The 23,538-nt window shown below is 62.8% G+C and carries 23 protein-coding genes; 11 read left to right on the forward strand and 12 right to left on the reverse strand.

Annotated features, from left to right (window positions below):
• Window positions 1-143: 143 nt before the first annotated feature.
• Together OIM99_RS07890 and OIM99_RS07895 are read right to left on the reverse strand one after the other, a co-directional pair.
• Window positions 144-422, reverse strand: a complete 279-nt coding sequence (locus OIM99_RS07890; protein ID WP_311849784.1) for a hypothetical protein — start codon at window positions 420-422, stop codon at window positions 144-146.
• An 85-nt stretch (window positions 423-507) separates the two neighbouring features.
• Window positions 508-1,431, reverse strand: a complete 924-nt coding sequence (locus tag OIM99_RS07895; protein WP_311849785.1) for a hypothetical protein — start codon at window positions 1,429-1,431, stop codon at window positions 508-510.
• Window positions 1,432-1,862: 431 nt separating this feature from the next.
• Here OIM99_RS07895 and OIM99_RS07900 point away from each other — a divergent pair, with 431 nt between their 5' ends.
• Window positions 1,863-2,897 carry an aspartate-semialdehyde dehydrogenase gene (locus tag OIM99_RS07900; protein WP_311849786.1) on the forward strand — a complete coding sequence of 345 codons (1,035 nt, stop codon included), beginning with the start codon at window positions 1,863-1,865 and terminating at the stop codon, window positions 2,895-2,897.
• Window positions 2,898-3,063: 166 nt separating this feature from the next.
• Entirely contained in the window at window positions 3,064-4,221 is a 1,158-nt protein-coding gene (locus tag OIM99_RS07905; RefSeq protein ID WP_311849787.1) for a cobalamin-independent methionine synthase II family protein, read from the forward strand.
• Window positions 4,222-4,406: 185 nt separating this feature from the next.
• Here OIM99_RS07905 and OIM99_RS07910 read toward each other — a convergent pair whose 3' ends face one another.
• From OIM99_RS07910 to acnA, 3 genes are all read right to left on the reverse strand, one after another.
• Window positions 4,407-5,039: a tetratricopeptide repeat protein gene (locus OIM99_RS07910; RefSeq protein WP_311849788.1), complete on the reverse strand. Its 633-nt coding sequence runs from the start codon at window positions 5,037-5,039 to the stop codon at window positions 4,407-4,409.
• 162 nt (window positions 5,040-5,201) lie between these two features.
• Window positions 5,202-6,311, reverse strand: coding sequence for a 3-isopropylmalate dehydrogenase (gene leuB / locus OIM99_RS07915; RefSeq protein WP_311849789.1), 1,110 nt, complete (start codon window positions 6,309-6,311; stop codon window positions 5,202-5,204).
• Window positions 6,312-6,459: 148 nt separating this feature from the next.
• Entirely contained in the window at window positions 6,460-9,189 is a 2,730-nt protein-coding gene (gene acnA / locus OIM99_RS07920; protein ID WP_311849790.1) for an aconitate hydratase AcnA, read from the reverse strand.
• Between the two features lie 145 nt (window positions 9,190-9,334).
• Here acnA and ccmA point away from each other — a divergent pair, with 145 nt between their 5' ends.
• The 5 genes from ccmA (at window position 9,335) to OIM99_RS07945 (ending at window position 13,598) form a co-directional block, all read left to right on the forward strand.
• Complete coding sequence (gene ccmA / locus OIM99_RS07925) at window positions 9,335-10,033, forward strand: heme ABC exporter ATP-binding protein CcmA (RefSeq protein ID WP_311849791.1); 699 nt, start codon at window positions 9,335-9,337, stop codon at window positions 10,031-10,033.
• Window positions 10,030-10,698 (forward strand): heme exporter protein CcmB, encoded by a 669-nt coding sequence (ccmB, locus tag OIM99_RS07930; protein ID WP_311849792.1) that lies wholly within the window; start codon window positions 10,030-10,032, stop codon window positions 10,696-10,698. Before ccmA ends, ccmB begins: the two co-directional genes overlap by 4 nt.
• A gap of 121 nt (window positions 10,699-10,819) precedes the next feature.
• A complete protein-coding gene (locus tag OIM99_RS07935; RefSeq protein ID WP_311849793.1) occupies window positions 10,820-11,797 on the forward strand; it encodes an ABC transporter substrate-binding protein in 978 nt (325 codons plus the stop codon).
• A 3-nt stretch (window positions 11,798-11,800) separates the two neighbouring features.
• Window positions 11,801-12,556, forward strand: a complete 756-nt coding sequence (locus tag OIM99_RS07940) for a class II aldolase/adducin family protein (protein WP_311849794.1) — start codon at window positions 11,801-11,803, stop codon at window positions 12,554-12,556.
• Window positions 12,557-12,578: 22 nt separating this feature from the next.
• Window positions 12,579-13,598: a hypothetical protein gene (locus OIM99_RS07945; RefSeq protein ID WP_311849795.1), complete on the forward strand. Its 1,020-nt coding sequence runs from the start codon at window positions 12,579-12,581 to the stop codon at window positions 13,596-13,598.
• A 187-nt stretch (window positions 13,599-13,785) separates the two neighbouring features.
• On the opposite strand, the gene OIM99_RS07950 is transcribed toward OIM99_RS07945, so the two are convergent.
• From OIM99_RS07950 to OIM99_RS07960, 3 genes are all read right to left on the reverse strand, one after another.
• Window positions 13,786-14,775 (reverse strand): extradiol ring-cleavage dioxygenase, encoded by a 990-nt coding sequence (locus OIM99_RS07950; RefSeq protein ID WP_311849796.1) that lies wholly within the window; start codon window positions 14,773-14,775, stop codon window positions 13,786-13,788.
• Window positions 14,776-14,804: 29 nt separating this feature from the next.
• Window positions 14,805-15,758 carry an ABC transporter substrate-binding protein gene (locus OIM99_RS07955; RefSeq protein ID WP_311849797.1) on the reverse strand — a complete coding sequence of 318 codons (954 nt, stop codon included), beginning with the start codon at window positions 15,756-15,758 and terminating at the stop codon, window positions 14,805-14,807.
• A 148-nt stretch (window positions 15,759-15,906) separates the two neighbouring features.
• Window positions 15,907-16,878, reverse strand: a complete 972-nt coding sequence (locus OIM99_RS07960; protein ID WP_311849798.1) for an ABC transporter substrate-binding protein — start codon at window positions 16,876-16,878, stop codon at window positions 15,907-15,909.
• A 191-nt stretch (window positions 16,879-17,069) separates the two neighbouring features.
• On the opposite strand from OIM99_RS07960, the gene OIM99_RS07965 reads away from it, so the two are divergent.
• From OIM99_RS07965 to OIM99_RS07975, 3 genes are read left to right on the forward strand one after another with little or no spacing between them, the layout of a single operon-like run.
• Window positions 17,070-17,825, forward strand: a complete 756-nt coding sequence (locus OIM99_RS07965; protein ID WP_311849799.1) for a heme ABC transporter permease — start codon at window positions 17,070-17,072, stop codon at window positions 17,823-17,825.
• On the forward strand, window positions 17,825-17,977 hold the full coding sequence (gene ccmD, locus OIM99_RS07970; RefSeq protein WP_311849800.1) for a heme exporter protein CcmD: 153 nt from the start codon (window positions 17,825-17,827) through the stop codon (window positions 17,975-17,977). Before OIM99_RS07965 ends, ccmD begins: the two co-directional genes overlap by 1 nt.
• Entirely contained in the window at window positions 17,974-18,579 is a 606-nt protein-coding gene (locus OIM99_RS07975; protein ID WP_311849801.1) for a DsbE family thiol:disulfide interchange protein, read from the forward strand. The genes ccmD and OIM99_RS07975 overlap by 4 nt, the downstream gene beginning before the upstream one ends.
• Window positions 18,580-18,731: 152 nt before the next feature.
• Here the strand turns inward: OIM99_RS07975 and OIM99_RS07980 are convergent, their stop codons facing one another.
• Window positions 18,732-19,391, reverse strand: coding sequence for a septation protein A (locus tag OIM99_RS07980; protein ID WP_311849802.1), 660 nt, complete (start codon window positions 19,389-19,391; stop codon window positions 18,732-18,734).
• Window positions 19,391-20,461, reverse strand: a complete 1,071-nt coding sequence (ftsY, locus tag OIM99_RS07985; protein ID WP_311849803.1) for a signal recognition particle-docking protein FtsY — start codon at window positions 20,459-20,461, stop codon at window positions 19,391-19,393. Before ftsY ends, OIM99_RS07980 begins: the two co-directional genes overlap by 1 nt.
• Window positions 20,462-20,593: 132 nt before the next feature.
• Between ftsY and OIM99_RS07990 the strand changes: the two genes are divergently transcribed.
• Complete coding sequence (locus OIM99_RS07990; protein WP_311849804.1) at window positions 20,594-21,259, forward strand: RNA pseudouridine synthase; 666 nt, start codon at window positions 20,594-20,596, stop codon at window positions 21,257-21,259.
• Here OIM99_RS07990 and mtaB read toward each other — a convergent pair.
• Together mtaB and dapF are read right to left on the reverse strand one after the other, a co-directional pair.
• Window positions 21,256-22,551 carry a tRNA (N(6)-L-threonylcarbamoyladenosine(37)-C(2))-methylthiotransferase MtaB gene (gene mtaB / locus OIM99_RS07995; RefSeq protein WP_311849805.1) on the reverse strand — a complete coding sequence of 432 codons (1,296 nt, stop codon included), beginning with the start codon at window positions 22,549-22,551 and terminating at the stop codon, window positions 21,256-21,258. The genes OIM99_RS07990 and mtaB overlap by 4 nt on opposite strands.
• Window positions 22,548-23,417 (reverse strand): diaminopimelate epimerase, encoded by an 870-nt coding sequence (dapF, locus tag OIM99_RS08000; RefSeq protein WP_311849806.1) that lies wholly within the window; start codon window positions 23,415-23,417, stop codon window positions 22,548-22,550. The genes mtaB and dapF overlap by 4 nt, the downstream gene beginning before the upstream one ends.
• Window positions 23,418-23,538 lie beyond the last annotated feature (121 nt).

Genomic DNA, 23,538 nt, shown 5'->3' on the forward strand with positions numbered 1-23,538 from the left:
GTGATCCGGGAACCAGGGGCCAAAGGCGTGGTGTTGCTCGTGTGCTTCGTGGAGAGCCGATGCTTATGGCTCTACCGTTTGCCCCTGGCTCCCGGATCGCGCCGTTGGCGCGTCCGGGATGACACCCAAGGGTTCAAACCAGTTCACATACCCGGCAGATCCCAGCGGCGCGGGAGGGTCTCGCCGCCGTAACGGCCGCGATGGGCGTCATAAGGCATCGAATTGAAGATCGTGCCGACATAGACGTAATTGCTCAGGCTGCCGACAGGCACGACACGGCCGCTGTCGAGGAAGCTGCGGGCCTTGTGGCCCTTGATGACCACTTCGCGCTTCTTGCGCGTCTGGGCATCGGCGGAGGTGACGGTGAGGCCGGTCATTGCCAGGGCGCCGAGCGCCAGAGAAACCATAGCCACGATACGCATTGCATCCCCCGGTTGGTGTTGATGTCACCATAGGTAGTCATCTGTGCGGCGCCTGCACAGAGCTTTTCACGGGGATGTTTAAGATTTATCTGCGCCGCGGTTTCGCCGCCACGCCGCGCAGCGGTGCCGCCGTACCGGTCTGGTCGATCCAGTTCGCTTGCCGGCTCGACTGCGCATTCGGCAAGATATTCATCGGTGTATTTATCGGCTCGCTCGTCTGGCTGGCGCGCCGGGGCAGGCAGGCCGGATCGCGATGGGTCGCGGCACTGGCGAAAAAACGGGCCAGGTCGTGGTCGTCGCCGGCCGAGACCAGTTCGATGCGCTCGATCGTGCAGGCCAGCGTCTGGCGGTCGATCGGATGGGCTGATGTCCCGCAGGCAAAGCCGGTCATGCGGACCAGGCGTTCCGGCGAGGCGAAGCGAAAGCCCATGCAATTGGCCTTGGCGCTGCTGGTCTTGGCGCCATTTGCATCGAGCATGACGTCGGCAGCCTCGAACAGGCCGAAACGGGTCGGCAGCGGATCGGCGACGTTGCCGCGGGTGACGGCGGCGCCGAAACCGGCTGCTTCGCGGACCATGTGGATGAAGAAGGAACTGTCCTCGGTCGGCTCCCGGCCGACCCGGTGGACGGCCAGGCGCAGATAGGGGTGGGCGTCGTCGTCGAGGCGCCCCCAGGTCATCACGTCGATGCGGCCGCGTCCCTCGCGGTGGCGCTTGGCGGTGAAAGTGGTGGGGTCGCGGCCATAGTCGGGGGCGTTGAGGCCGTACATCCCGGCCGGGCGTTCGATGGCCGCCCACGGGCTCTGCGGCAGCGGTTCGGGCGCGGGCGGTGTGGCGGGCGGCGTTGGAATCAGGGCTATCGCTATGAAAAGACTGGCAATCAGGCCGATACCAAGGCCAAGGTAGAGGCCGAAGGAGCGGGTCGTCTTGTGCCACAGCAGCCGGGCGCGGACTGCCAATTCCGCAGCCTTTCCCGGTCCGTCGGGCGCGCCGAAGACGATAAAACTCATGACACGAACTCTCGATACAAGCGGCAGCATGCCGATCGCCGGTCTATCCTTTGGGCCCACCAAGCCCGCGATGTCTCTATTTTGAGCAAAGCTCTTAACGGGTGGGTTACCGGCCGGGACCCAATTGGTCGCACAGTGAACGACCGGTTAAGCTGCGCCCAAGGTGCATGCCCCGCGACGCCGCTGGATCATTGACATTGTTCCAGATCGCGTGTTTTTGGACGCCACGGCATTTGCGCCGGGACACGTTCAGATCATGGTCATCGCTTCCTTCACGAAACCGACGACGAAACCGGCCGCCAAACGCGGCACGGCTGACTGACGCACGTCCTCGCTTCCGGGTTCTCTCCCCTGGCGGGAGAAGAGGCGAAGCCCGCGAAAGCTGGGCGCCATCCCGGGGAGACAGATTTTCCTACGCAAGGTCCACGCAAATGGGTTTCAAGGTCGCAATCGCAGGCGCAACCGGCAATGTAGGCCGGGAGATGCTCAACATTCTCGCCGAGCGCCGTTTTCCCGCCGATGAGGTCATTCCGCTCGCCTCCAGCCGTTCCATCGGCCAGGAGGTTTCCTATGGTGATCGCACGCTGAAGTGTCGCCACCTCGACACCTATGATTTCTCCGACACCGACATCTGCCTGATGTCGGCAGGCGGCAGCGTCTCCAAGGAATGGTCGCCGAAGATCGGCGCTCTGGGCTGCGTCGTCATCGATAATTCCTCGGCCTGGCGCTATGACGCCGACGTGCCGCTGGTCGTGCCTGAGGTGAATGCCCATGCGCTGGCAGGCTTCACCAAGCGCAACATCATCGCCAATCCGAACTGCTCGACCGCCCAGCTCGTCGTGGCGCTGAAGCCGCTGCATGACGTGGCGAAGGTCAAGCGCGTGGTGGTGTCGACCTATCAGTCGGTGTCCGGCGCCGGCAAGGATGCGATGGACGAATTGTTCGCGCAGACCCGCGCCGTCTTCGTCTCCGATCAGGTCGAGAACAAGAAGTTCCCGAAGCGTATCGCCTTCAACCTCATTCCGCAGATCGACGTCTTCATGGAAGACGGCTACACCAAGGAAGAGTGGAAGATGATGGCGGAGACGAAGAAGATCCTCGATCCGAAGATCAAGCTCGTCGCCACCTGCGTGCGCGTGCCGGTGTTCATCTCGCATTCCGAATCCGTCAACGTCGAATTCGAAAAGCCGATCACGCCGGATGAGGCGCGCGACATTCTGCGCGATGCGCCGGGCTGCCTCGTCATCGATAAGCACGAGCCGGGCGGCTACATCACTCCGCATGAAGCGGCGGGCGAAGATGCCACTTACATTTCGCGCATCCGCGAAGACGCGACCGTGGAGAACGGTCTCGCCTTCTGGTGCGTGTCCGACAATCTGCGCAAGGGTGCGGCGCTCAACGCGGTGCAGATCGCCGAAGCGCTGATCGCGCAGAAGTTGATCAAGCCGCGCGCCAAGGCCGCGTGATATTGGCGACCTGATCGCCGCACGTATTTGAAACGATTGAGGCCCTCGCCGTTGCGGCGGGGGCTTTTTTTATCAGCCCTGCTGCGAAGCTCGTGCATCTTGCGCGCACGCGCGTTTGGCGACATCGTGCGAATCTCAATGCATCAAGAAAAGATTGGAAACGCTCATGTCGATTGCCACCGAAAGCCAGCGTCGCATTCTCACGACCCATGTGGGCAGCCTCCCGCGCCCGGATTCGCTCAGCGCCTTCATGGTGGCGCATATGGATGGGCAAGTGGTCGATCCGGCGAAATATGCCGATGCGGTCAAGCGCGCGGTGGCCGATTGCGTTGCCTATCAGGTTGACAACGGCATCGACATCATCAGCGACGGCGAGCAGTCGAAGCCGAGTTTCTATGCCTATGTGCATCAGCGCCTCGGCGGCATTCAGCGGCGCACGGGGTCGCCGCAGGGCCGCACGCATACGAAGGAGCTTGATGCCTTTCCGGATTTCTACACCGCCGGTCATTCCGGCACGCAGCCGGCGGGCTTCGAATGTATCGGGCCGATGACCTATGCGGGCACCGATCTTCTGAAAACCGATCTCGACAATCTGAAAGCCGCGCTCACTGGCCGCAAGCCGGTCGACGTGTTCATTCCGGCGGCTTCTGTGGCCACCGTCGAAGGCGCCGTGGTCGACCGGCATTACAACAATGAAGAGGCTTATCTGGCGGCGATCGTCGAGGCGATGCGGGTCGAATATGAAGCCATCGTCGCGGCAGGTTTCTCGATACAGCTCGACGATCCACGTCTGGCCATGCACTACATGCTCAATCCCGAGATGACCGTGAAGCAGGCGCAGGCCTGGGCACGCCGCCGCGTCGAGGCGATGAACGAATCGGTGCGCAACATTCCAGCGGATCGCATCCGCCACCACACCTGCTATGGCATCAACATCGGCCCGCGCACCCATGATCTGGAGATGAAACATCTCACCGACATCATCCTGTCGATCAAAGCGAATTACTATTCGTTCGAATACGGCAATCCGCGCCATGAGCATGAGGCGGGCATCTGGGAAGGGGTGAAGCTGGGCGATGGTAAGGCGCTGCTGCCGGGTGTCGTCACCCATGCCAGCGTGCTCGTCGAACATCCCGAGCTTGTGGCGCAGCGCATCGTCCGTTTCGCCGACGTGGTCGGCAAGGAGCATGTCATCGCCTCGACCGACTGCGGCTTCGCTTCGTCGCCGCGCGCCGTGCCGGAGGTGATTCCGAGCATCGTCACCGCGAAACTGCAAAGCCTCGCCGAGGGCGCCAAGCTGGCCTCGAAGCAGTTGTTTGGTTGATCACGACGCGCAATCTCGGTGTCATCCCGGACGCGCTGAAAGCGCGATCCGGGAACCAGGGGTGTGTGGTAGAAACGAACGAGTCGGGCTGTGTGGCGGAAAGTTGCTGCCGACATTGAAGCCGTTGCCCCTGGATCCCGGATCACGCTGCGCGTGTCCGGGATGACACGGAGGCCTCAGACCACTTATCGCGCCATCAAGGCGCGCACCGTCGCGCGGTTCGGCGCCATATAGCGTTGGTAATAGGTTTGGCCGCGGGTCTGCGCGACCTTGATCTGGTCGCTGTTGAACGTGCGGGCCAGTTGCATCGCATTGTTCAGGGCCTGCGAGTCCATGATCTCGACATGGGTGGCGGTGTAGATCCAGGCGAAACCTTCGATGGGATCGCGTGGGACGCCTTTGCCTTCCACATAGAGAATGCCCAGTTCATTGGCGGCGCGGAAATGGCCGCGTGTGGCGGCGAAGCGATACCATTTCGCGGCTTGCGCATGATCGACGCCGGTGCCTTCGCCCTTGCGATAGGCCTGGCCCAGATTGTAGGCGGCCAGAACGCTGCCTTTGCTCGCACCCTGCTGATAATAGCTGACAGCGCGGGCCTGATCGCGGGGCACAGCTTTGCCCTCAGCATAGGCAACGCCGAGATTGTAGAGGGCTTGCGGATCGCCGGCACGGGCAGCCTGCTCCCATTCGCGCAAAGCGGTGGCATAATCGCCGCGCTGGTAGGCACTGATTCCGGTGCGCGTATTGGCAACCGCCTGGCCGCTGCTCAGCACCGCCATCAACGCGCCGATCATACCCACGATGCGCTTGCCGCTCATCGCGACCCTCCTTCCTGGCTGTGAGGATATCGAAGGAGATAACGCCGAGGCTGGTGCTTGGTTGCAGCGATAACCGGGGATCGTGCTGTTTGTTTTGTTCAGTCGTCACAAACGACAATGCCCGGCAGAGCCGGGCATTGCGACGACGCGTTGCGTAAAATTTTACGCAGACTTTTGCAGTTGCGCGAGAATGGCGTCGCCCATTTCGCCGGTCGAGATATAGGAGGAGGCATCGCCCTTGATGTCGGCGGTGCGCAGGCCCTGGTCGAGCACGTCGGCGATGGCTTTTTCGATGCGGTCGGCGGCGTCGCCGAGGCCGAAGGAATAGCGCAGACACATGGCGAGCGACGCGATCATGGCGATCGGATTGGCGATGCCCTTGCCGGCGATGTCGGGCGCCGAACCGTGCACCGGCTCGTAGAGCGCCTTGCGCTTCTTGGTCTTCGGGTCGATGTCGCCGAGCGAGGCCGATGGCAGCATACCGAGCGAGCCGGTGAGCATGGCGGCGACGTCGGAGAGCATGTCGCCGAACAGATTGTCGGAGACGATGACGTCGAACTGCTTGGGCGTGCGCACGAGCTGCATGCCCAGCGAATCAGCAAGCTGATGCTCGAGGGTCACGTCGGCATAGTCGCGCTTGTGCAAAGCGGTGACCACTTCGTTCCACAACACGCCCGACTTCATGACGTTGCGCTTCTCGGTGGACGTCACCTTGTTGCGGCGCTTGCGGGCGAGTTCGAAGGCGACGCGGGAAATGCGTTCGATCTCGTAGGTGTCGTAGACCTGGGTGTCGATGCCGCGCTTTTGGCCGTTGCCGAGGTCGATGATTTCCTTCGGCTCGCCGAAATAGACGCCGCCGGTGAGTTCGCGCACGATCATGATGTCGAGGCCTTCGACCAGCTCGCGCTTCAACGAGGAGGCATCGGCCAGCGCCGGATAGCACACGGCCGGGCGCAGGTTAGCGTAGAGGGCGAGATCCTTGCGCAGGCGCAGGAGACCCGCTTCCGGGCGCACGTCATAGGGCACGCCATCCCATTTCGGGCCGCCGACGGCGCCGAAGATCACCGCGTCGGCGGCGTGGGCCATGGCCATATGCTCTTCGCTGATCGACTGGCCGTGGGCGTCATAGGCGGAGCCGCCGACCAGGCCGCGTTCCATGTTGAAAGAGGCGATGCCGCTCTTGTCGAGGAAGCGGGCCACTTTCTCCACTTCCGTCATCACTTCCGGGCCGATGCCGTCGCCGGGCAGGAGAAACAGATTGTAGGTGGCCATGGGATCCTCGGTTTGACGTTGAATTTCGCGGCTTTGCTACCGGCCCGCCGCCGGATTGGCAAGCGATCTGCTCATAGGGTTTGGCTGATATGCAAAAAGCCGCCCCGGAGGGCGGCTTTTCAAAGGTTTGCCTTAACGCGGCGCCCGATTAGGCGGCGGCGAGCTGGCGGATCACGTATTGCATGATGCCGCCGTGGCGGAAGTATTCCAGCTCGTCGAGGGTGAGGATGCGGCAGTCGACCGCCACTTTCTTCTCTGACCCGTCAGCGAACTTGATCAGCGCTTCCATGCCCTGGCGCGGCTTCAGCGTGTCGCCGAGGCCGTGGATGGTGACCTGTTCGTCGCCCTTCAGGCCCAGCGTCTGCCAGGAGGTGCCGGCCTCGAAGGTCAGCGGCAGCACGCCCATGCCGACCAGGTTCGAGCGGTGAATGCGCTCGAAGCTCTGGGCGATGACGGCGCGCACGCCGAGGAGACGCGTGCCCTTGGCGGCCCAGTCGCGTGACGAACCGTTGCCGTATTCTTCACCCGCCATGATGACGAGCGGCACATTCTCGGCGGCGTATTTCATCGCCGCGTCGTAGATCGACAGCTTCTCGCCCGACGGATAGTGGACGGTGTTGCCACCTTCCAGCACGTTGCCGTCTTCGCCCTTGTTCATGAAGTTCTTGATGCGGATGTTGGCGAAGGTGCCGCGCATCATCACTTCATGGTTGCCGCGGCGCGTGCCGTATTGGTTGAAGTCCTTCTCGCGCACCTGGCGGTCGGCCAGCCATTTGCCGGCCGGCGAGGTGAGCTTGATCGAACCGGCCGGAGAAATGTGGTCGGTGGTGATCTTGTCGCCGAACAGCGCCAGGATGCGGGCATCAATAACGTCGGCGACGGGCGCCGGGGTCATCGTCATGCCTTCGAAATAGGGCGGGTTCTGCACATAGGTGGACGACATGTTCCACTTATAGGTCTGGCCCACCGGCGCCTTCACCTTGCGCCAGTTGGTGTCGCCCTTGAACACGTCGGCGTAGCGTTCCTTGTAGGTCTTCTTGGTGACGAACTTGCGGATGAAGGTGTCGATTTCCTTGTTCGTCGGCCAGATGTCGCGCAGGAAGACCGGCTCGCCCTTCTTGGTGTGGCCGAGCGGCTCCTTCGTCAGATCCTTGGTCACCGTGCCGGCGATGGCATGGGCGACGACCAGCGGCGGCGAGGCGAGATAGTTGGCCTGCACGTCGGGGCTGACGCGGCCTTCGAAGTTACGGTTGCCGGAGAGGACAGCCGCGGCGACGATGCCGTTCTTGTTGATGCTCTCGGAAATTTCCGGCGCCAGCGGGCCGGAGTTGCCGATGCAGGTGGTGCAGCCGTAACCGATCAGGTTGAAGCCGAGCTTGTCGAGGTCCTTCTGCAGGCCGGACTTGGCGAGATATTCGCCGACCACCTGCGAGCCCGGCGCCAGCGAGGTCTTCACCCACGGCTTGACGGTGAGGCCCTTGGCGATGGCGTTGCGCGCCAAGAGGCCCGCGCCGATCAGCACGTTCGGGTTGGAGGTGTTGGTGCAGGAGGTGATGGCGGCGATCACCACGTCGCCGTGGCCGAGATCGTAGTTCTTCGCATCGACCTTATAGCGCGTGGCGATGTCGTCGATCTTGCGATAGTCGGTGGTCATCGCCGACGTGAAACCGGCGCTGACGCCTTCCAGCGGTACGCGACCTTCCGGACGCTTCGGGCCGGCCATCGACGGGGCGACGGAGGCGAGGTCGAGTTCGAGCGTGTCGGTGAACACCGGATCCGGCGTCGCCTTGACGCGGAACATGCCCTGCGCCTTGGCGTATTTCTCGACGAGCGCGATGCGGGCCGAAGCGCGGCTTGACACTTTCAGATAGTCGATGGTTTCGGCATCGATCGGGAAGAAGCCGCAGGTCGCGCCATATTCCGGCGCCATGTTGCCGATGGTGGCGCGGTCGGCGAGGGTCAACGCGTCGAGGCCAGGGCCGTAGAATTCGACGAACTTGCCGACGACGCCCTTCTTGCGCAGCATCTGCGTGACGGTGAGCACCAAGTCGGTGGCGGTGACGCCTTCCTTCAGCTTGCCGTCGAGGCGGAAGCCGATGACTTCGGGCAGCAGCATGGAGAGCGGCTGGCCGAGCATGGCGGCTTCGGCTTCGATGCCGCCGACGCCCCAGCCGAGAACCGACAGGCCGTTGACCATGGTGGTGTGCGAATCGGTGCCGACGAGCGAATCCGGATAGGCCAGTTCGACGTTCACGGCCGGGCCGCGCGCCGGCTTGTACTTTTCCTTCTTCGTCCAGACGGTCTGCGACAGATATTCCAGGTTGACCTGGTGGCAGATGCCGGTGCCCGGCGGCACGACGCGGAAATTGTCGAACGCGCCCTGGCCCCATTTGAGGAAGTTGTAGCGCTCGATGTTGCGCTCATATTCAAGCTCGACGTTCTTCTTGAACGCGCGGGCCGAACCGAATTCGTCGACGATGACCGAGTGGTCGATGACGAGATCAACGGGGATCAGCGGGTTGATCTTCTCGGCGTCGCCGCCGAGCTTGGTCATGGCATCGCGCATGGCGGCGAGGTCGACCACGCCGGGAACGCCGGTGAAATCCTGCATCAGGACGCGCGACGGGCGGAAATTGATTTCGTGTTCTTTTTTGCCTTTGTTCGAGGCCCAGGCGGCGCAGGCGACGATGTCGGCCTTGGTGACGGTGCGGCCGTCTTCGAAGCGCAGCAGGTTCTCAAGCACGACCTTCATGGAGAACGGCAGTTTCGAAACGCCTTTGAGCCCGTTCTTCTCGGCATCCTTTAATGAATAATAATGATAAGTCTTGGTGCCAACGGTGAGCTTTTTCCGGCATTTGAAGCTGTCGAGGGAGGTCATTGGATGATCCCGGTTGAGTGGTGGGAGGGATTGACGGGGCTTATAGATAATTCCTGCGGCCCGCGCTACACGCTGATGAGTTGATTTTTCGTCTCACGTCGCAAGGCATCTCTCAAGACATCTCTCATGACAGGCTGGGACCGTTTTGCCTGATTTCTCGGCTTCTTCTTCTGCCGCGCCCGTCGCCATGCCGATCACAGGGCTCCGTGTGGCGGGTCTCGACCTGATCCGGGGCGAGCAGCAGCTCGCCCACCAGCTCAGGTTCACGGTTGCCGCCGGCACCGCTCTGGTGGTGGTCGGCGCCAACGGGTCGGGCAAATCGACCTTGCTGCGCTGTATTGCCGGGCTGCTGCCGTTCGAACGCGGCAGCATCGAACTCGAAGGCCGAGGCGAAACGCCGATCGCCGTCCTGTCCCACTATCTGGGACACCAGGAGGCGATGAAGCCGGCGCTCACCGTCGGCGAGAACCTGATTTTCTGGGCGCAGATGCTGCATTCTGAAGGCGCTGGCACCGCCGCAGGTTTGGCGCCGGCGGCCGCGCTGGAGCGGTTCGGTCTCGCGCATGTGGTTGATACACCGGCAGGTTATCTCTCCGCCGGGCAGCGCCGCCGGGCCGCGCTGGCTAGGCTTTTGGTGGTGTCGCGGCCGCTTTGGCTGCTCGACGAGCCGACGGCGGCGCTCGATGCGGCCTCGGTGAAAAAGCTCACCGAGGTCATGGCGGGACATCTGAATGCCGGGGGCCTGATCGTCGCCGCCACCCATGACGAACTCGGCATCGCGGCGCAGACGTTGCGCCTTGGTGAGCAGGTTGGCGAGCAGATTGACGAGGAAGACGGGCCATGATGGCCGCCTGCGGCGCTCTGTTCCTGCGCGAATTGCGCATCGCCCATCGCCTCGGCGGCGGGGCGACGATCGGCGTCGTGTTCTTCCTGATTCTCGTCACCATTGTGCCCTTCGCCATCGGGCCCGATCTCAATCTTCTGTCGCGCATCGGGCCAGCGGTGCTGTGGATCGCGGCTCTGCTGGCGACCCTGCTCGGTCTCGACCGGCTGTTTCAATCGGATGCCGAGGACGGCTCTCTCGATCTTCTGCGCATGGCTGATCTGCCGCTGGAGCTGATCGTCGCGGTCAAATGCGCGGCCCATTGGGTGGCGACCTGTCTGCCGTTGGTCATTGCGGCGCCGCTGTTCGGTCTGATGCTTGCCGTCGACGGCCTGGCGCTGGCGACGCTGACGGCGACACTTCTCGCTGGGACACCGGCTTTGACCTTCATCGGCGCGATCGGCGCGGCTTTGACCGCGAGCCTGCGGCGGGGCGGCCTGTTGATGGCGGTGATCGTTCTGCCCTTGACGATCCCGGTGCTTATCTTCGGCGTTTCGGCGGCGCAGGCGACCAGCGGCACCGTGCCGTTTCTCTCGCCCTTCCTGATTCTGGTGGCTTTGTCGCTGGGCGCGGTCGTTCTGGCGCCTTTTGCCGCAGCGGCGGCTTTGCGGGCCATGTCGCGATAACTCGTCGCGCTAGCGTCACGACAAGCATCAATTTAGCACATCTCTATTGTTTCACGCATTGATTGCGTCGCGCGTGCTCCTGCGCCATTGTCGCCCGCAAATCACAACAACAGGAGGAACGATGTCCAAGTTGAAACTGATCTTCGGCTGCGGCCCGTATGATCGGATGGAGGCGCTGGCGACCGGCGAGGTGAAGCCGGAGGGTATTGATCTCGATTATCGGGCGATGGAAGACCCGCGCGAATTGTTCGACCGGCTGATGTCGAGCGACGATTTCGACATGGCGGAAATGTCGTCGTCGGAACACATCGCCAATACGGTGGCCGGTACCAGCCCGTTCGTTGCTCTGCCGGTGTTCCCGTCCAAGGTCTATCGCCACGGTTTCATCTGCTACAACCGCAAGTCCGGCATCAAGACGCCGAAGGATCTGGCCGGCAAGCGTATCGGCGTGCCGCTTTATACGATGAGCGCGGCGCTGTGGTGTCGCGGCATGCTGGAAGACGAATATGGCGTCGATCTCTCCGACGTCACCTGGGTGCAGGGCAATATGCATTCGGCCGGCACGCACGGCAATCCGCATGCGCCGCCGTTGCTGCGGCCGATCAAGCTCGAAAACAATGCGTCCGCGTCGCTCAGCCAATTGCTCAGCCGTGGCGAGATCGACGCGACCTTGGGCGCTTTGATCCCGGACAGTTTGGGCGTCGATCCCGATGTGGTGCGGATGTTCCCGAACTTCCGCGAGGTCGAGATTGATTATTACAAGCGCACGAAAATCCATCCGATCATGCATCTCATCGTCATCCGCAAAAGCGTGTTCGAGAAGAACCCGTGGATGGCCAAGCCGCTTTACGAGGCGTTCGAAGCCTCGAAACGCAGCATGTGGGAGAAGCTGCAATATTCCGGCGCGCAACGTGTCATGCTGCCCTGGCTTTACGCGGAGATCGATACGATCAAGCAGACGTTCGGCGACGATCCCTGGCCCTATGGGCTCAAGGCCAATATGCCGACCTTGACGAAGGCGATCGAATATATGCATCGCGACGCCATGATCGCGCGCAAACCCGCCATGGATGAACTCTTCGTGGATGTGGGAGCCTAAATCATGGATATCGTCAAAACCGCCATCCGCGACGTCGTCATCGCCAATCGCATCCTGGCCTATGAGCATGTGCTCGATGCCTATGGCCACGTCAGCATGCGTCATCCGCTCGATCCGAAACGCTATCTCTTGGCGCGTTCGCTGAGCCCCGGCATCGTCACCGAGGCCGACATCATCGAATTCCATCTCGACGGCACGCCCGTGTCACCAGATGAGAAGCGGCCGCTCTATCTCGAGCGGTTCATTCACGGCGGCGTCTACGAGAAGCGCCCCGACGTGATGGCGGTGATCCATTCCCATGCGGAGGACGTGCTGCCCTTCACCATTTCGCGACGCAAGCTGCGACCTGTCCTGCATGCGGTTGGCAATATGGGATCGACCGTGCCGGTGTGGGATATCGCCGAGAAATTCGGCGATCGCACCACTTTGCTCGTGACCAATATGGAGCAGGGCCGCGATCTCGCCGGCTGTCTCGATTGCAATCGCGTCGCCTTGATGCGCGGCCACGGCTTCGTCTGCACCGGCGTGACAATCCAAGATCTGGTGCGCCTGGCCGTTTATATTCCGAAGAACGCGCGCGTGCAGATGGCGGCCATGCGCATGTGTCTTGGTGACGATGAGAACGAGATCAGGGCTCTGTCACAGGGCGAGATCGAAGCGCGTCTGGCGCTCGATCCCAAATCGCCGGCCATGCTGCGCGGCTGGGAATATTGGGCGCGGGAGGCAGGCTGTGGCGATCTGCTTGGCGAACTTTATTAAAAAACAAAAACGGGAGGGAAGAATGTTGAAAGCCAGAGCCATTCTGACATCGGCAGCGATTGCGTTTGCGCCGGTGGCGCAGGCGCAACCGGTCGCCGATTTCTACAAGGGCAAGGTGGTTTCGATTCTCATCGGCTTTCCGCCAGGTGGCGGCTATGACGCCAATGCGCGCCTGCTGGCGCGCTACATGGGCCGCTATATTCCTGGCGAGCCCAATCTGGTGCCGTCCAACATGCCGGGCGCCGGTTCGCTGGTCGCCGCCAACTACACTTACAACGTGGCTCAGGCCGACGGCACGGTCTTCACCATTTTCGCGCCGTCGACGGCGATGGAGCCGATCCTCGGCAATAAGACGGCGCGGTTTGATCCGGCGAAATTCTCCTGGATCGGCTCAATGGCGCAGGAAGTGGCCTATTGCGGTGTCTGGCAAGGGCCGGGTGTCGCCACTTCCTGGGCCGATGCGATGAAGCAGGAGGTGATCTTCGGCGGCGGCGCCACCTCCGCCATCACCTATCAGCACCCGATGGTGCTGAAGAATGTGCTCGGCGCCAAATTGAAGATCGTGCCGGGCTATCCTGGCACGCGCGAGATCAATCTCGCCATGCAGCGCGGCGAGGTGCACGGTTCCTGCGGCCTGTTCGTGTCGTCAATCGCGACGCAATGGGCCAAGGAGGTCGCCAGCGGCCAGCTCAAACTGGTGTTGCAGATGGGATCGAAGACCACCGATCGCTACGGCAAGGTGCCGAGCGTCTTCGATTTCGCCAAGACCGAAGAAGACAGGCAGATCCTCGACGTTCACTTCGGCCAGCTTCTGCTGTCGCGGCCCTTCGCGGCGCCACCCAACGTGCCGGCCGATCGGCTGGCGGCACTGCGCACGGCTTTCATGGCGACGATGAAGGATAAGGAGTTTTTGGCCGAGGCGACGAAGGCCGGGCTCGATGTCGATCCGGCGACCGGCGATGAAATCCAGGCGATCCTGGCGAAGTTCGCCGGCTTCCCGCCGGAGGTGTTGCGTAAGGCCGATGAGGCGATGGGGCGGTAGGTCCGGCTCAGTCTATGTGTCATCCCGGACGCGTTGAAAACGCGATCCGGGACCCAGGGGCAACAAACGAAGTGCTGCTCGTTGGAAGCGCCCTTGGGTGCCATTCGAGATTCGTCCACACGCCCCTGGGTCCCGGATCACTTGCTGCGCAAGTGTCCGGGATGACACCGTGGGCTTCGGGAACCCGTCACCCCCAGATGGCGAAGCCCATGCCGCAGCCGGTGCCGGCGAGCGAACGATAGCAGGGCACATAGTCCTGCCACTGCGTGTCGAGATGTTCGCAGGCGCCCGCCACCGTCAGCCAGTTGCGCACTTCTGACGTGCCGGAATTGAGCTTGTTCATCGGAATGGCGCGCAGCCAGTCGGCGTTCTTATTGCGGAAAGCTTCGAGCAGCGCGAGGTCCAGCTCTTCGTTGATGGTGAAATGGCTGAGGCCGCCGGAGGCGAGAATGCCGACGCGGCGCTGTTCCGGCCAGGCGCGCACGGCGGCGGCGATGGCGCGGCCGAGATCGTAGCAGCGGCGCGGGCGCGGCTGGTTCGGCGGGAAATAGGTGTTGAGCGCGATCGGCACGATCGGCACGATTTCCTGCGGCATCAAACGCTGATGCACGAAGCCGAAAGCATGGCCCTCGCCATGGTCCTTGCCGAGGCGCTTGGCATGGCTGATATCGAAATCGGCCTCCATCAGCGCATTGGTGAGATGGCGGGCCAGGCTGGCATCGACCGGATATTCGATCGAACCGTTGGTGACGTGATATTGCTGGCGTGCCGTGCGCCACCAATCCGGCGCATCCTCGTCCATATGCAGCGGATTGTTGAGAATGGTCTCGCCGGAATAGATCAGGATCGACGGCATGTTGTCGTCGAAGAACTGTTCGTGCTGATCGTCGCCGACGATGATGAGCGTATCCAGCTCGTGCAGCTGAATGACCTTCGCCAGCTTTTCGATATTGGCCGTGCAGCGCGCCGCGCGCTGCTGCATCACCGGCGCCGTGATCTGTTCGGCGAGCGACGGGCGGGCGAGTTCGACAAGCTCGCCGAAGGTGCGCGGATTGCCGTCGCGATCGATCAGCTTGCGGCCGCTTTTGTCGATCTCGGCATGTTTGGGATAGTCCTCGGCCGGCGTGGCGAGCATGGGCGAATGGGACGTGCCGATGCCCAAGACGATCTCAGCCATGGTCTTCTCCTTTTCTTCTTTTTGTTCGATCAGCGCGGAATGATCTGGAACAGGTCCTTGATCTGAGCCTCGGTCAGCGGCGCGGCGATATATTTATAGGTCACGGCGTCGGGCATGATTTCGGCCAGGCCGACGACCTTGTCGGGATCGATGGCGGATTTGGCGAAGAATTCATCGCGCGTGCGCTTGGCGATCGCTTCCGACACGCCGGCGAATTCGGCATAGGTCTTCAGCATGGCAGGATCGTCATACATGCGGTCTATGGTTTCGCGATAAGCCTTCATGAAGCGTTCGAGCTGCGGCTTCTTGTTCTGCAGGGTTTGCGCATGCACGTCGAGCAGGCGCACGGTCTGGTTCTTGAACGCGGTGTCATTGCCGGTGGCGATGACGCGGATTTTCTTCTGGTCGATGAAATCGAGGCTCGATGGCGGCGCCGACCAGCCCATGTCGACCTGGCCGGACATCACCTGCGTCAAGGTCGAGGACGGACTGCCGGTGGCGACCGGCCGGGCCTTCAGCTTCATCTCGTTGATGAAAGCGGTGACGATGCCGTGTGTCGAGGAGCCGTTGGTCGAATAGGCGATGGTCTTGCCGTCCATGTCCTTCATAGTCTTCACGGGCGAATCTTCGCGCACATACCAGAAGAGATCGCCGGCGCCGGTTGATTGTGCGCCGATGACGCGGATGGGCGCGCCTTTCGAGAAGGCGCCCAACGTGCCCATGATGCCGGCGGCGACGCCGACGTCGACGGATTGCGACAGCACCGCCTGAATGGTTTCGCCACTGCCCTGGGTCCAGAGGATCTCAAGTTCCAGACCTTGCTTCTTGAAGATGCCGGCGCGCTGGCCGATTTCGGGAACGGCAGAATCCCAATTGCCGCGCTGGCCCACGGCCAATTTCAATTTGTCTTGTGCGAAGGTGGGCAAAGCCGTCAAAGCGACAGCGAGAAAAAGACCAGTACGGATCAGTTTCGAACCCATCATCTTTTGTTTCCTCCGCACGATTGTTGTTGTGGTTGTCGATCAAAGTGTTGAAATCGCGTGCGCCATAACAGGAAAGCCGCACAGCGGCAATCATGCGCACTCAGATCGAACCGATCGGCTTATGCGATCGGTTCGATGATGTTTTGGTTTAGCGCGGCGGAATCTGGATCAGCTCCTTGAGCTGCGCATCGGTGAGTGGCGCCGCGATATATTTGAAATTGACCGCATCGGGCATGATCTCGGCGAGACCGACGACTTTGTCGGGATCGATCGAGGCGGGCGGGAAGAACTGATCGCGGGTGCGCTTGGCCACTTGTTCGGGAATGCCGACGAAGTCGGCATAGATCTTCAGCGCCGCCGGATCCTTGTACATCATGTCGATGGTTTCGCGATAAGCCTTCATATAGCGGTCGATCGCCGCCTTCTTGCCCTGCAGGGCCGAGACATTGGTGATGACGAGGCGCACCGTCTGGCCCTTGAAGCCCGTGTCATTGCCGGTGGCGATGATGCGGATTTTGTTCTGGTCGAGCAGATCGAGGCCGAAGGGCGGCGCCGACCAGCCGATGTCGATCTGGCCGGACATGACTTGCGTCAAGGTGGCGGAGGGACCGCCGGTGCCTGTCGGCGTTGCCTTGACGCCGAGTTCCTTGACGAAAGCCGTCACCACGCCATGGGTCGAGGAACCGTTGGTGGAATATGAGATGGTCTTGCCGGCAACGGCGTCCTTGAGCGACTTGATCGGCGAATCCGCCTTCACATACCAGAACAGATCGCCGGCGCCCGTGGTCTCGGCGCCTATGATGCGCACCGGAGCGTTCTTGGAGAAGGCGCTGAGCGTGCCCATGATGCCGGCGCCGATGCCGATGTCGGCCGAACCGCCGATGACCGCCTGCTGGGTCTCGCCGCCGCCCTGGGTGTAGAGCAGCTCCAATTCCAGGTTATGTTTCTTGAAGATGCCGGCGCGCTGGCCGATTTCGGAGACCGACGTGTCCCAGTTGCCGCGCTGTCCGACCGCCAATTTCAGCTTATCCTGAGCCAGAGCTTGGCCGGCGATGAAGATGGCCGTCGCGGCGATCGCCAGTTTCCAACCTGCTTGGTGCGAAACCCTCGAAATCGTCATGCATCCCTCCCTATATCGCTGATGTGGCGGCCTCTCCGGGTATTGCCCATCCGATAATGGGCAGCGATAGCAAGAAACCCTAAAGTCGGCAAACAAATGATCCGGCGGGTGTAATTTGCCGCTGTAATTTGATCGAACCGTGACCAGAGGGCGCGTTGCCATGGGCGCCTGGGAGCAATAGACGTTTCTCGATGCTGAAATATGCCAATCCTGCCAATTTCCTCTGGCTTGCCGACCGTTTGATCCCCTGGCTCGGCGGGGCTGCCGCCGTGGTGCTGGCGGTCGGTCTCTATCTGGCGTTCTTCGTCGCGCCGGCCGACTACCAGCAGGGCGAAACGGTACGGATCATGTTCATTCATGTGCCGGCCGCCTGGCTGTCGATGTTCTGCTATGGGCTGATGGGCCTGTCGGCGCTCGGCACTCTGGTGTGGCGCCATCCTTTGGCCGATGCGGCGCAGCAGGCGGCGGCGCCTTTGGGCGCGGCCTTCACCTTCATCTGCCTCGTCACCGGTTCGCTCTGGGGCAAGCCGATGTGGGGCACGTGGTGGGTGTGGGATGCCCGGCTTACCTCGGTGCTGGTGCTGTTCATCATCTATCTTGGCCTCATCGCTCTGTGGCGCACCATCGAGGAGCCGGCGCTGGCCGGCCGCGCAGCGGCGATCCTGACCCTGGTCGGTTGCGTCAATCTGCCGATCATCAAATTCTCCGTCGACTGGTGGAATACGCTGCATCAGCCGGCATCGGTCTTCCGCCTTGGCGGCCCGACCATCCATCCGTCCATGTTGTGGCCACTGCTGTTGATGGCGCTCGGCGCCACTTTGCTTTTCCTCACCCTGCATCTGATGGCGACGCGCAATGAAGTGCTGCGGCGCCGGTTACGCCGGCTCACCATCGTGGCGGCGCAGCGCGGCGAGCGGGCGCCGCTGGCGGCCGGAAAGGTGGTGTGATGGGCGAACATGCGGGCTTCATCATCGCCGCCTATGCGGTGACCGTCGCCGTCATCCTTGGCGTCATCGGCTGGACGCTGTTCGACCATGCGCGGCTGAAGCGCGCGCTACAGCGCTTTCCGGCGCGCGGCGAACTGGATGGTGGCGCATGACCGATCAGGTCAAACCGGAAGGCGGCCAATCGTCGGACGGACATTCTTCGCGCCGCCTGCTGGCGCTGATCCCGCTGGTGGCGTTTTTGGGCCTGGCGCTGCTGTTCTTCTTCCGCCTTGGCGCGGGCGACGCTTCGCGCATTCCCTCGGCCTTGATCGGCAAGCCGGTGCCGCCCTTCAGCCTGCCGGCGGTGGATGGCACGGATCGCCCTGGTTTCAGCGATGCGGACCTGCGCCAAGGGCGCGTTTCGATCGTCAATATTTTCGCCAGTTGGTGCGTGCCCTGCCGCGATGAACATCCGGTGTTGAGCAAGCTTGCTGGCGATCAAGCCTTGAATGCCAAGGGCGTGCGTCTCATCGGCCTCAACTACAAGGACGAGCCAGCCAATGCAGCGCGCTTTCTGAAAGAGCTGGGCAACCCCTACGCGCTCATTGGCGGCGACAAGCCGGGCCGGGCATCCATCGACTGGGGCGTCTACGGCGTGCCGGAGACGTTCGTCGTCAAGGGCGATGGTACGATCGCCTTCAAATTCGTCGGGCCGTTGAGCGAGACGAGCCTGCGCAGCGTGCTGATGCCGGAAATCGAGAAGGCGCTGCGCTGAGCAGTTAAGCGGAAGCCTAGGTGTCATACCGGACGCCGAAGGCGATCCGGTATCCAGGGCGCGTGATAGAGGCGACCGAGATTGCAGCGGTTGCCCGTGGTTCCCGGATCACTTGCTACGCAAGTGTCCGGGATGACACCGAGGTTGCGGCTTTAGCTTGCGTCTGGATCCTTGATCTCATGCTTCAAGATCAACGGCACCTGCGCCAGCGCGAAGATGACGGTGATCGGCATGATGCCGAACACTTTGAAGCTCACCCAGAAATCCGTCGTCTGCGTGCGCCAGACGATTTCATTGAGCGCGGCGAGGACGAAGAAGAACAGGCCCCAGCGAATGGTGAGCTTGCGCCAGCCTTCCTCCGTCAGATGCATGACGGAATCGAGCACCACCGGCAGCAACAGTTTGTTGAAGGCCAGCGAGCCGAGCAGAATGGTGCCGAAAATGACGTTGACGATGGTCGGCTTCAGTTTGATGAACAGATCGTCGTGAAAGAAAAACGTCAGCGCGCCGAAGAAGACGACGGCGATACAGGTGACGACGGGCATCACCGGCAGATGTTTGGTCAGCCGCCAGGAAATGAACAGCGAGACGACCACGCTGACCATGAGGACAAGCGTGGCGCCGAAAATGCCGGCCTTCTCGCCTTCGAGCAGCGAGGCGGGCATGATCGGTTCGAGCAGCGGGCGAAACAGCGCCGGGCGTGAATTGGCCAGAAAGAACAGAACCAGCGGTCCCATTTCGAGGACGAGTTTCAGCATCGGGTTCTGTTTGGGCGGCGCGGTGCGCGCGGCGGTGGTCGGTTCGGTGGTCATCAAATATCCTGTACTTCGTCGAGCCCGGCGATGGCGCGGGCAAAATCACGCGCGGCGAAGGGTTCGAGATCGTCCATCTGTTCGCCGACACCGATGAAATGCACCGGCAGACGGAATTTTTCGGCAATGGCGACCAGAATACCGCCACGCGCCGTGCCGTCGAGCTTGGTCATCACCAGGCCGGTGACGCCAGCCTTCTGGCCGAAAATCTCCACCTGCGACATGGCGTTCTGGCCGACGGTGGCGTCGAGCACCAGCAGCACCGCATGCGGCGCCTGCGGATCGACCTTCTTCATGACGCGAACGATCTTTTCCAGTTCGGCCATCAGTTCGGCGCGGTTCTGCAGCCGGCCGGCGGTGTCCATGATCAAGACGTCGGCATTCTCGGCGCGCGCCTGTTCGATCGCTTCGAAGGCGAGGCTGGCGGCATCAGAGCCCTGCGCGCGGGCCACCACCGTGGCGCCGATGCGCCCGCCCCAGATTTTCAACTGTTCGATGGCGGCGGCGCGGAAGGTGTCGCCGGCGGCGAGCATCACCTTGCGGCCCTCGGCGGCGAGTTTGCCGGAGAGTTTGCCGATGGTTGTTGTCTTGCCGGAGCCGTTGACGCCGACGACGAGGATGACGAAGGGTTTTTGGCCGGCGTCGATTTCGAGGGGCTTGGCCACCGGCGTCAGCACGTTCTCGATTTCGCCGGCCATGATGGCGCGGACCTCTTCCGGCGCGATTTCCTTGTCGTAGCGGCCTTTGCCGACGGCCTCGGCGATGCGGCCGGCCATGGTGACGCCGAGATCGGCCTGGATCAGCGCGTCCTCGAGTTCTTCCAGGGTGTCGTTACCGAGCTTACGCTTGGTGAAAATGTCGCCGATGCTCTGGCCGAGGGCCGAGGAAGAGCGCGACAGGCCCTGTTTGAGCCGCTGCCACCAGGATTTCTTTTCCGGCTTGGCCTCCGGTTTCGCAGTTTGGCCGGCTGTCTCGGCGGTCGGCTCGGCGACAGCGGTGTCTTCGGGCGCCGCGTCGCGTCCGAACAGACGGCCGAAAAAGCCCGGTTTCTTCTTTTCGTCGTCCGACATCTCGCCTTCCGATTGGGTCCACCTGGACCTTTTGACCTGCACGGGCTTGACGGCCATCCGCCGCGCCTCGATAGCCTGTTCTCCATGACGCCGGAAGAACTTAATAATCGCCTTCTTTATCGCGACGGTTTGATGCTCGTGGTCGACAAACCGGCGGGCATCGCCGTGCATAAGGGCCCGAAAGGCGGCGAAAATCTGGAAGCCTATTTCGATGCGCTGCGCTTCGGCCTGCCGCGCCCGCCCGCGCTCGCCCATCGGCTCGATCGCGACACGGCCGGCTGCCTGGTCCTGGGAAGACACCATAAGGCTCTGGAAAAGCTGGGTAAACTGTTCAAGCACGGGCAGGTGGACAAGCTCTATTGGGCTGTCGTCGAGGACGGTCCGAAGGAGGCGGAAGGGCTGATCGATCTGCCGCTTGGCCGGCTCGATGCGACGCGCGGCTGGTGGATGAAGGTCGATCCGCTGGGACTGCCCTCCCAGACCCGCTGGCAGGTGCTGGGCCGGGGGCAGGACGGCGAGGGCAAGGCGCTGACCTGGCTGGCGCTGGAACCGCTCACCGGGCGCACGCATCAGTTGCGGGTCCATTGCGCCTCCATGGGCTGGGCCATCGTCGGCGATCCGGTCTACGGCTCCGCCGCGCCGGGCACAGGCCCCGGGCTGCAATTGCTGGCGCGAGACGTGATCGTGCCGCTCTACAAGAACAAGGATCCGATCAAGGTGACGGCGCCGGCCCCGGCCCATATGCGGGAGCGGCTTTTGGCTTGCGGCTGGCGCGAAGTGACGGAAACTGCCGCCTAAACCAACAGCGCCGCACCGTCGTGGCCGGTGATTTTGGCGGCGACGATCTTTCCGCGCGCAGCTTCACCGATGCGCACGGGTGTAAAATCTTCCGTGCGGCCGATGCCGCCGCGCTCGCCGAGCACGTTCACCGTGCGGCCGACCTGGCTGTCGAGATGGAGGCGCAGGCGTTCCTCGCCCTTGGCGCGTAAGCGCGCGGCGCGCTCGCGAATGAGGGTGCCATCGACAGGGGGCATGCGCGCCGCCGGTGTGCCGGGACGTGGCGAAAACGGAAACACGTGCAGATGGGTGAGGCCGCAGTCGTCGACGAGATCGAGCGAGTGCTGGAACATCGCCTCGGTCTCGGTGGGAAAGCCGGCGATGATGTCGCAGCCGAACACCATGTCGGGGCGCGCGGCCTTGATGTCGGCGCAGAAGCGGATGGCATCGTCGCGCAGATGTCGGCGCTTCATGCGCTTCAGGATCATGTCGTCACCGGCCTGCAAGGACAGATGCAGATGCGGCATGAATCTTTTGTCGCTGGCGATGACGTCGAGCAATGTCGCATCGGCTTCGATGCAATCGATCGACGACAGGCGTAGACGTTCGAGATCGGGCACATGGCGCAGGATGTGCTGCACCAGGCGGCCAAGGGAAGGCTTGCCCGGTAGATCGTCGCCATAGGAGGTGATGTCGACGCCGGTCAGCACCGCTTCGCGATAGCCGTTGCCGGTGAGGCGGCGGATCTGTTCGACCACGTCGCCCATCGGCGCCGAGCGCGAGGGCCCGCGGCCGTAAGGAATGATGCAGAACGTGCAGCGGTGATCGCAGCCGTTTTGAATTTCGACGAAAGCGCGTGTGTGCCCTTCGATGGCATCAATGCCGCTGCCGGCGACGAAATGATGCGCCGTCTCCGGCAGCGCCATGATGTCGTTGACGCGGGCCTTCGCCGTGTCGCTCACGCCGAAATCGAGGGCTCTCCACGTGGCGGGCTTGGTCTTGTCGCCATTGCCGATGATGCGGCTCACTTCCGGCATGGCAGCGAAGGCGGCGCTGTCGATCTGCGCGGCGCAGCCGGTGACGACGATCTCGGCACCGGGTCGCTCGCGGCGTGTGCGGCGGATCGCCTGGCGTGCCTGACGCACCGCTTCGTTCGTCACCGCGCAGGTGTTGAACACCACCACGTCGCGATGGCCGGCCGATGTGGCGGCGCGGCGGATCGCTTCCGACTCGATGGTGTTGAGGCGGCAGCCGAAGGTGACGACATCGACAGCGCCCAAGTCGGGCTCGTCGTGTCGCACCGGCGCGTTCATACGGTCGCCTCGGTGAAGAGCGCCGGATCGAAGCGGCCTTCGAACTCCAATTCGACATCGCCGGTCATCAGCACGTGGTCATCGTCGCGCCACGTGATGACGAGATCGCCGCCGGGCAGGGAGACGGTGGCGCTGCGGCCAGTGAAGCCGTTACGGGCGGCACAGACGAGGGTGGCACAGGCGGCCGAACCGCAGGCCTGGGTGATGCCGGCACCGCGTTCCCAGACGCGCAGGCGAATATGATCGCGGCTGACGATTTCGGCGAAGGAGATATTGGCGCGGGCCGGAAACAGCGGGTGATGTTCGAGCTGCGGGCCGAGGCCGGCGACATCGACGCCCGCTACATCCTTGACCCAGAAGATGGCGTGCGGATTGCCCATGCTGGCGGCGGAGAAGGGGCCGAGCGCCTGGATGGCGGGCGTGGCGCCGGGCACGGCTACGGCGCGCGTGTCGTCGACCGGATCGCGCAGCGGGATGTCGCGCCAGCCGAGCCGGGGCGGGCCCATGTCGACGGTGAAATTGCGGTCGCCGTTGCGGCTGATGTCGAGCGGGCCGGCGCTGGTTTCGAGCAGTAGCCGGTCGCGGTCGGTGTCGCGGGTCAGTGCCCAGGCGACGCAGCGGGTGCCATTGCCGCAGGAGGCGGATTCCGAGCCGTCATTGTTGAAAATGGTCATGAAGGCATCGGCGTCGGCCTGATGCGGGTCGCCCAGAACCATGAGCTGGTCATAGGCCAACCCTTCGCCCCGGGCGATGGCGCGCGCGTCCTGCGGCCGCACGGCGAGGCCTGAGCCGCGCAGGTCGAGAACGACGATCTCGTTGCCGATGCCGTTCATCTTCAGAAAAGGGCGGTGCGCGAGTGGATTCATGAGCGAAGCGGCGAACGAATTCCGGATTCCGGGGTTGTCAGGGAGGGTGTTTCCCGGCGCTCTATATAGGATCGGAGCCCAGGAGGCCAAATTATGTGCGGGCCGGAACCGAAACGTGATG

The organism is Methylocella sp. CPCC 101449 (assembly GCF_031921685.1).
Lineage (GTDB): Bacteria > Pseudomonadota > Alphaproteobacteria > Rhizobiales > Beijerinckiaceae > Terripilifer.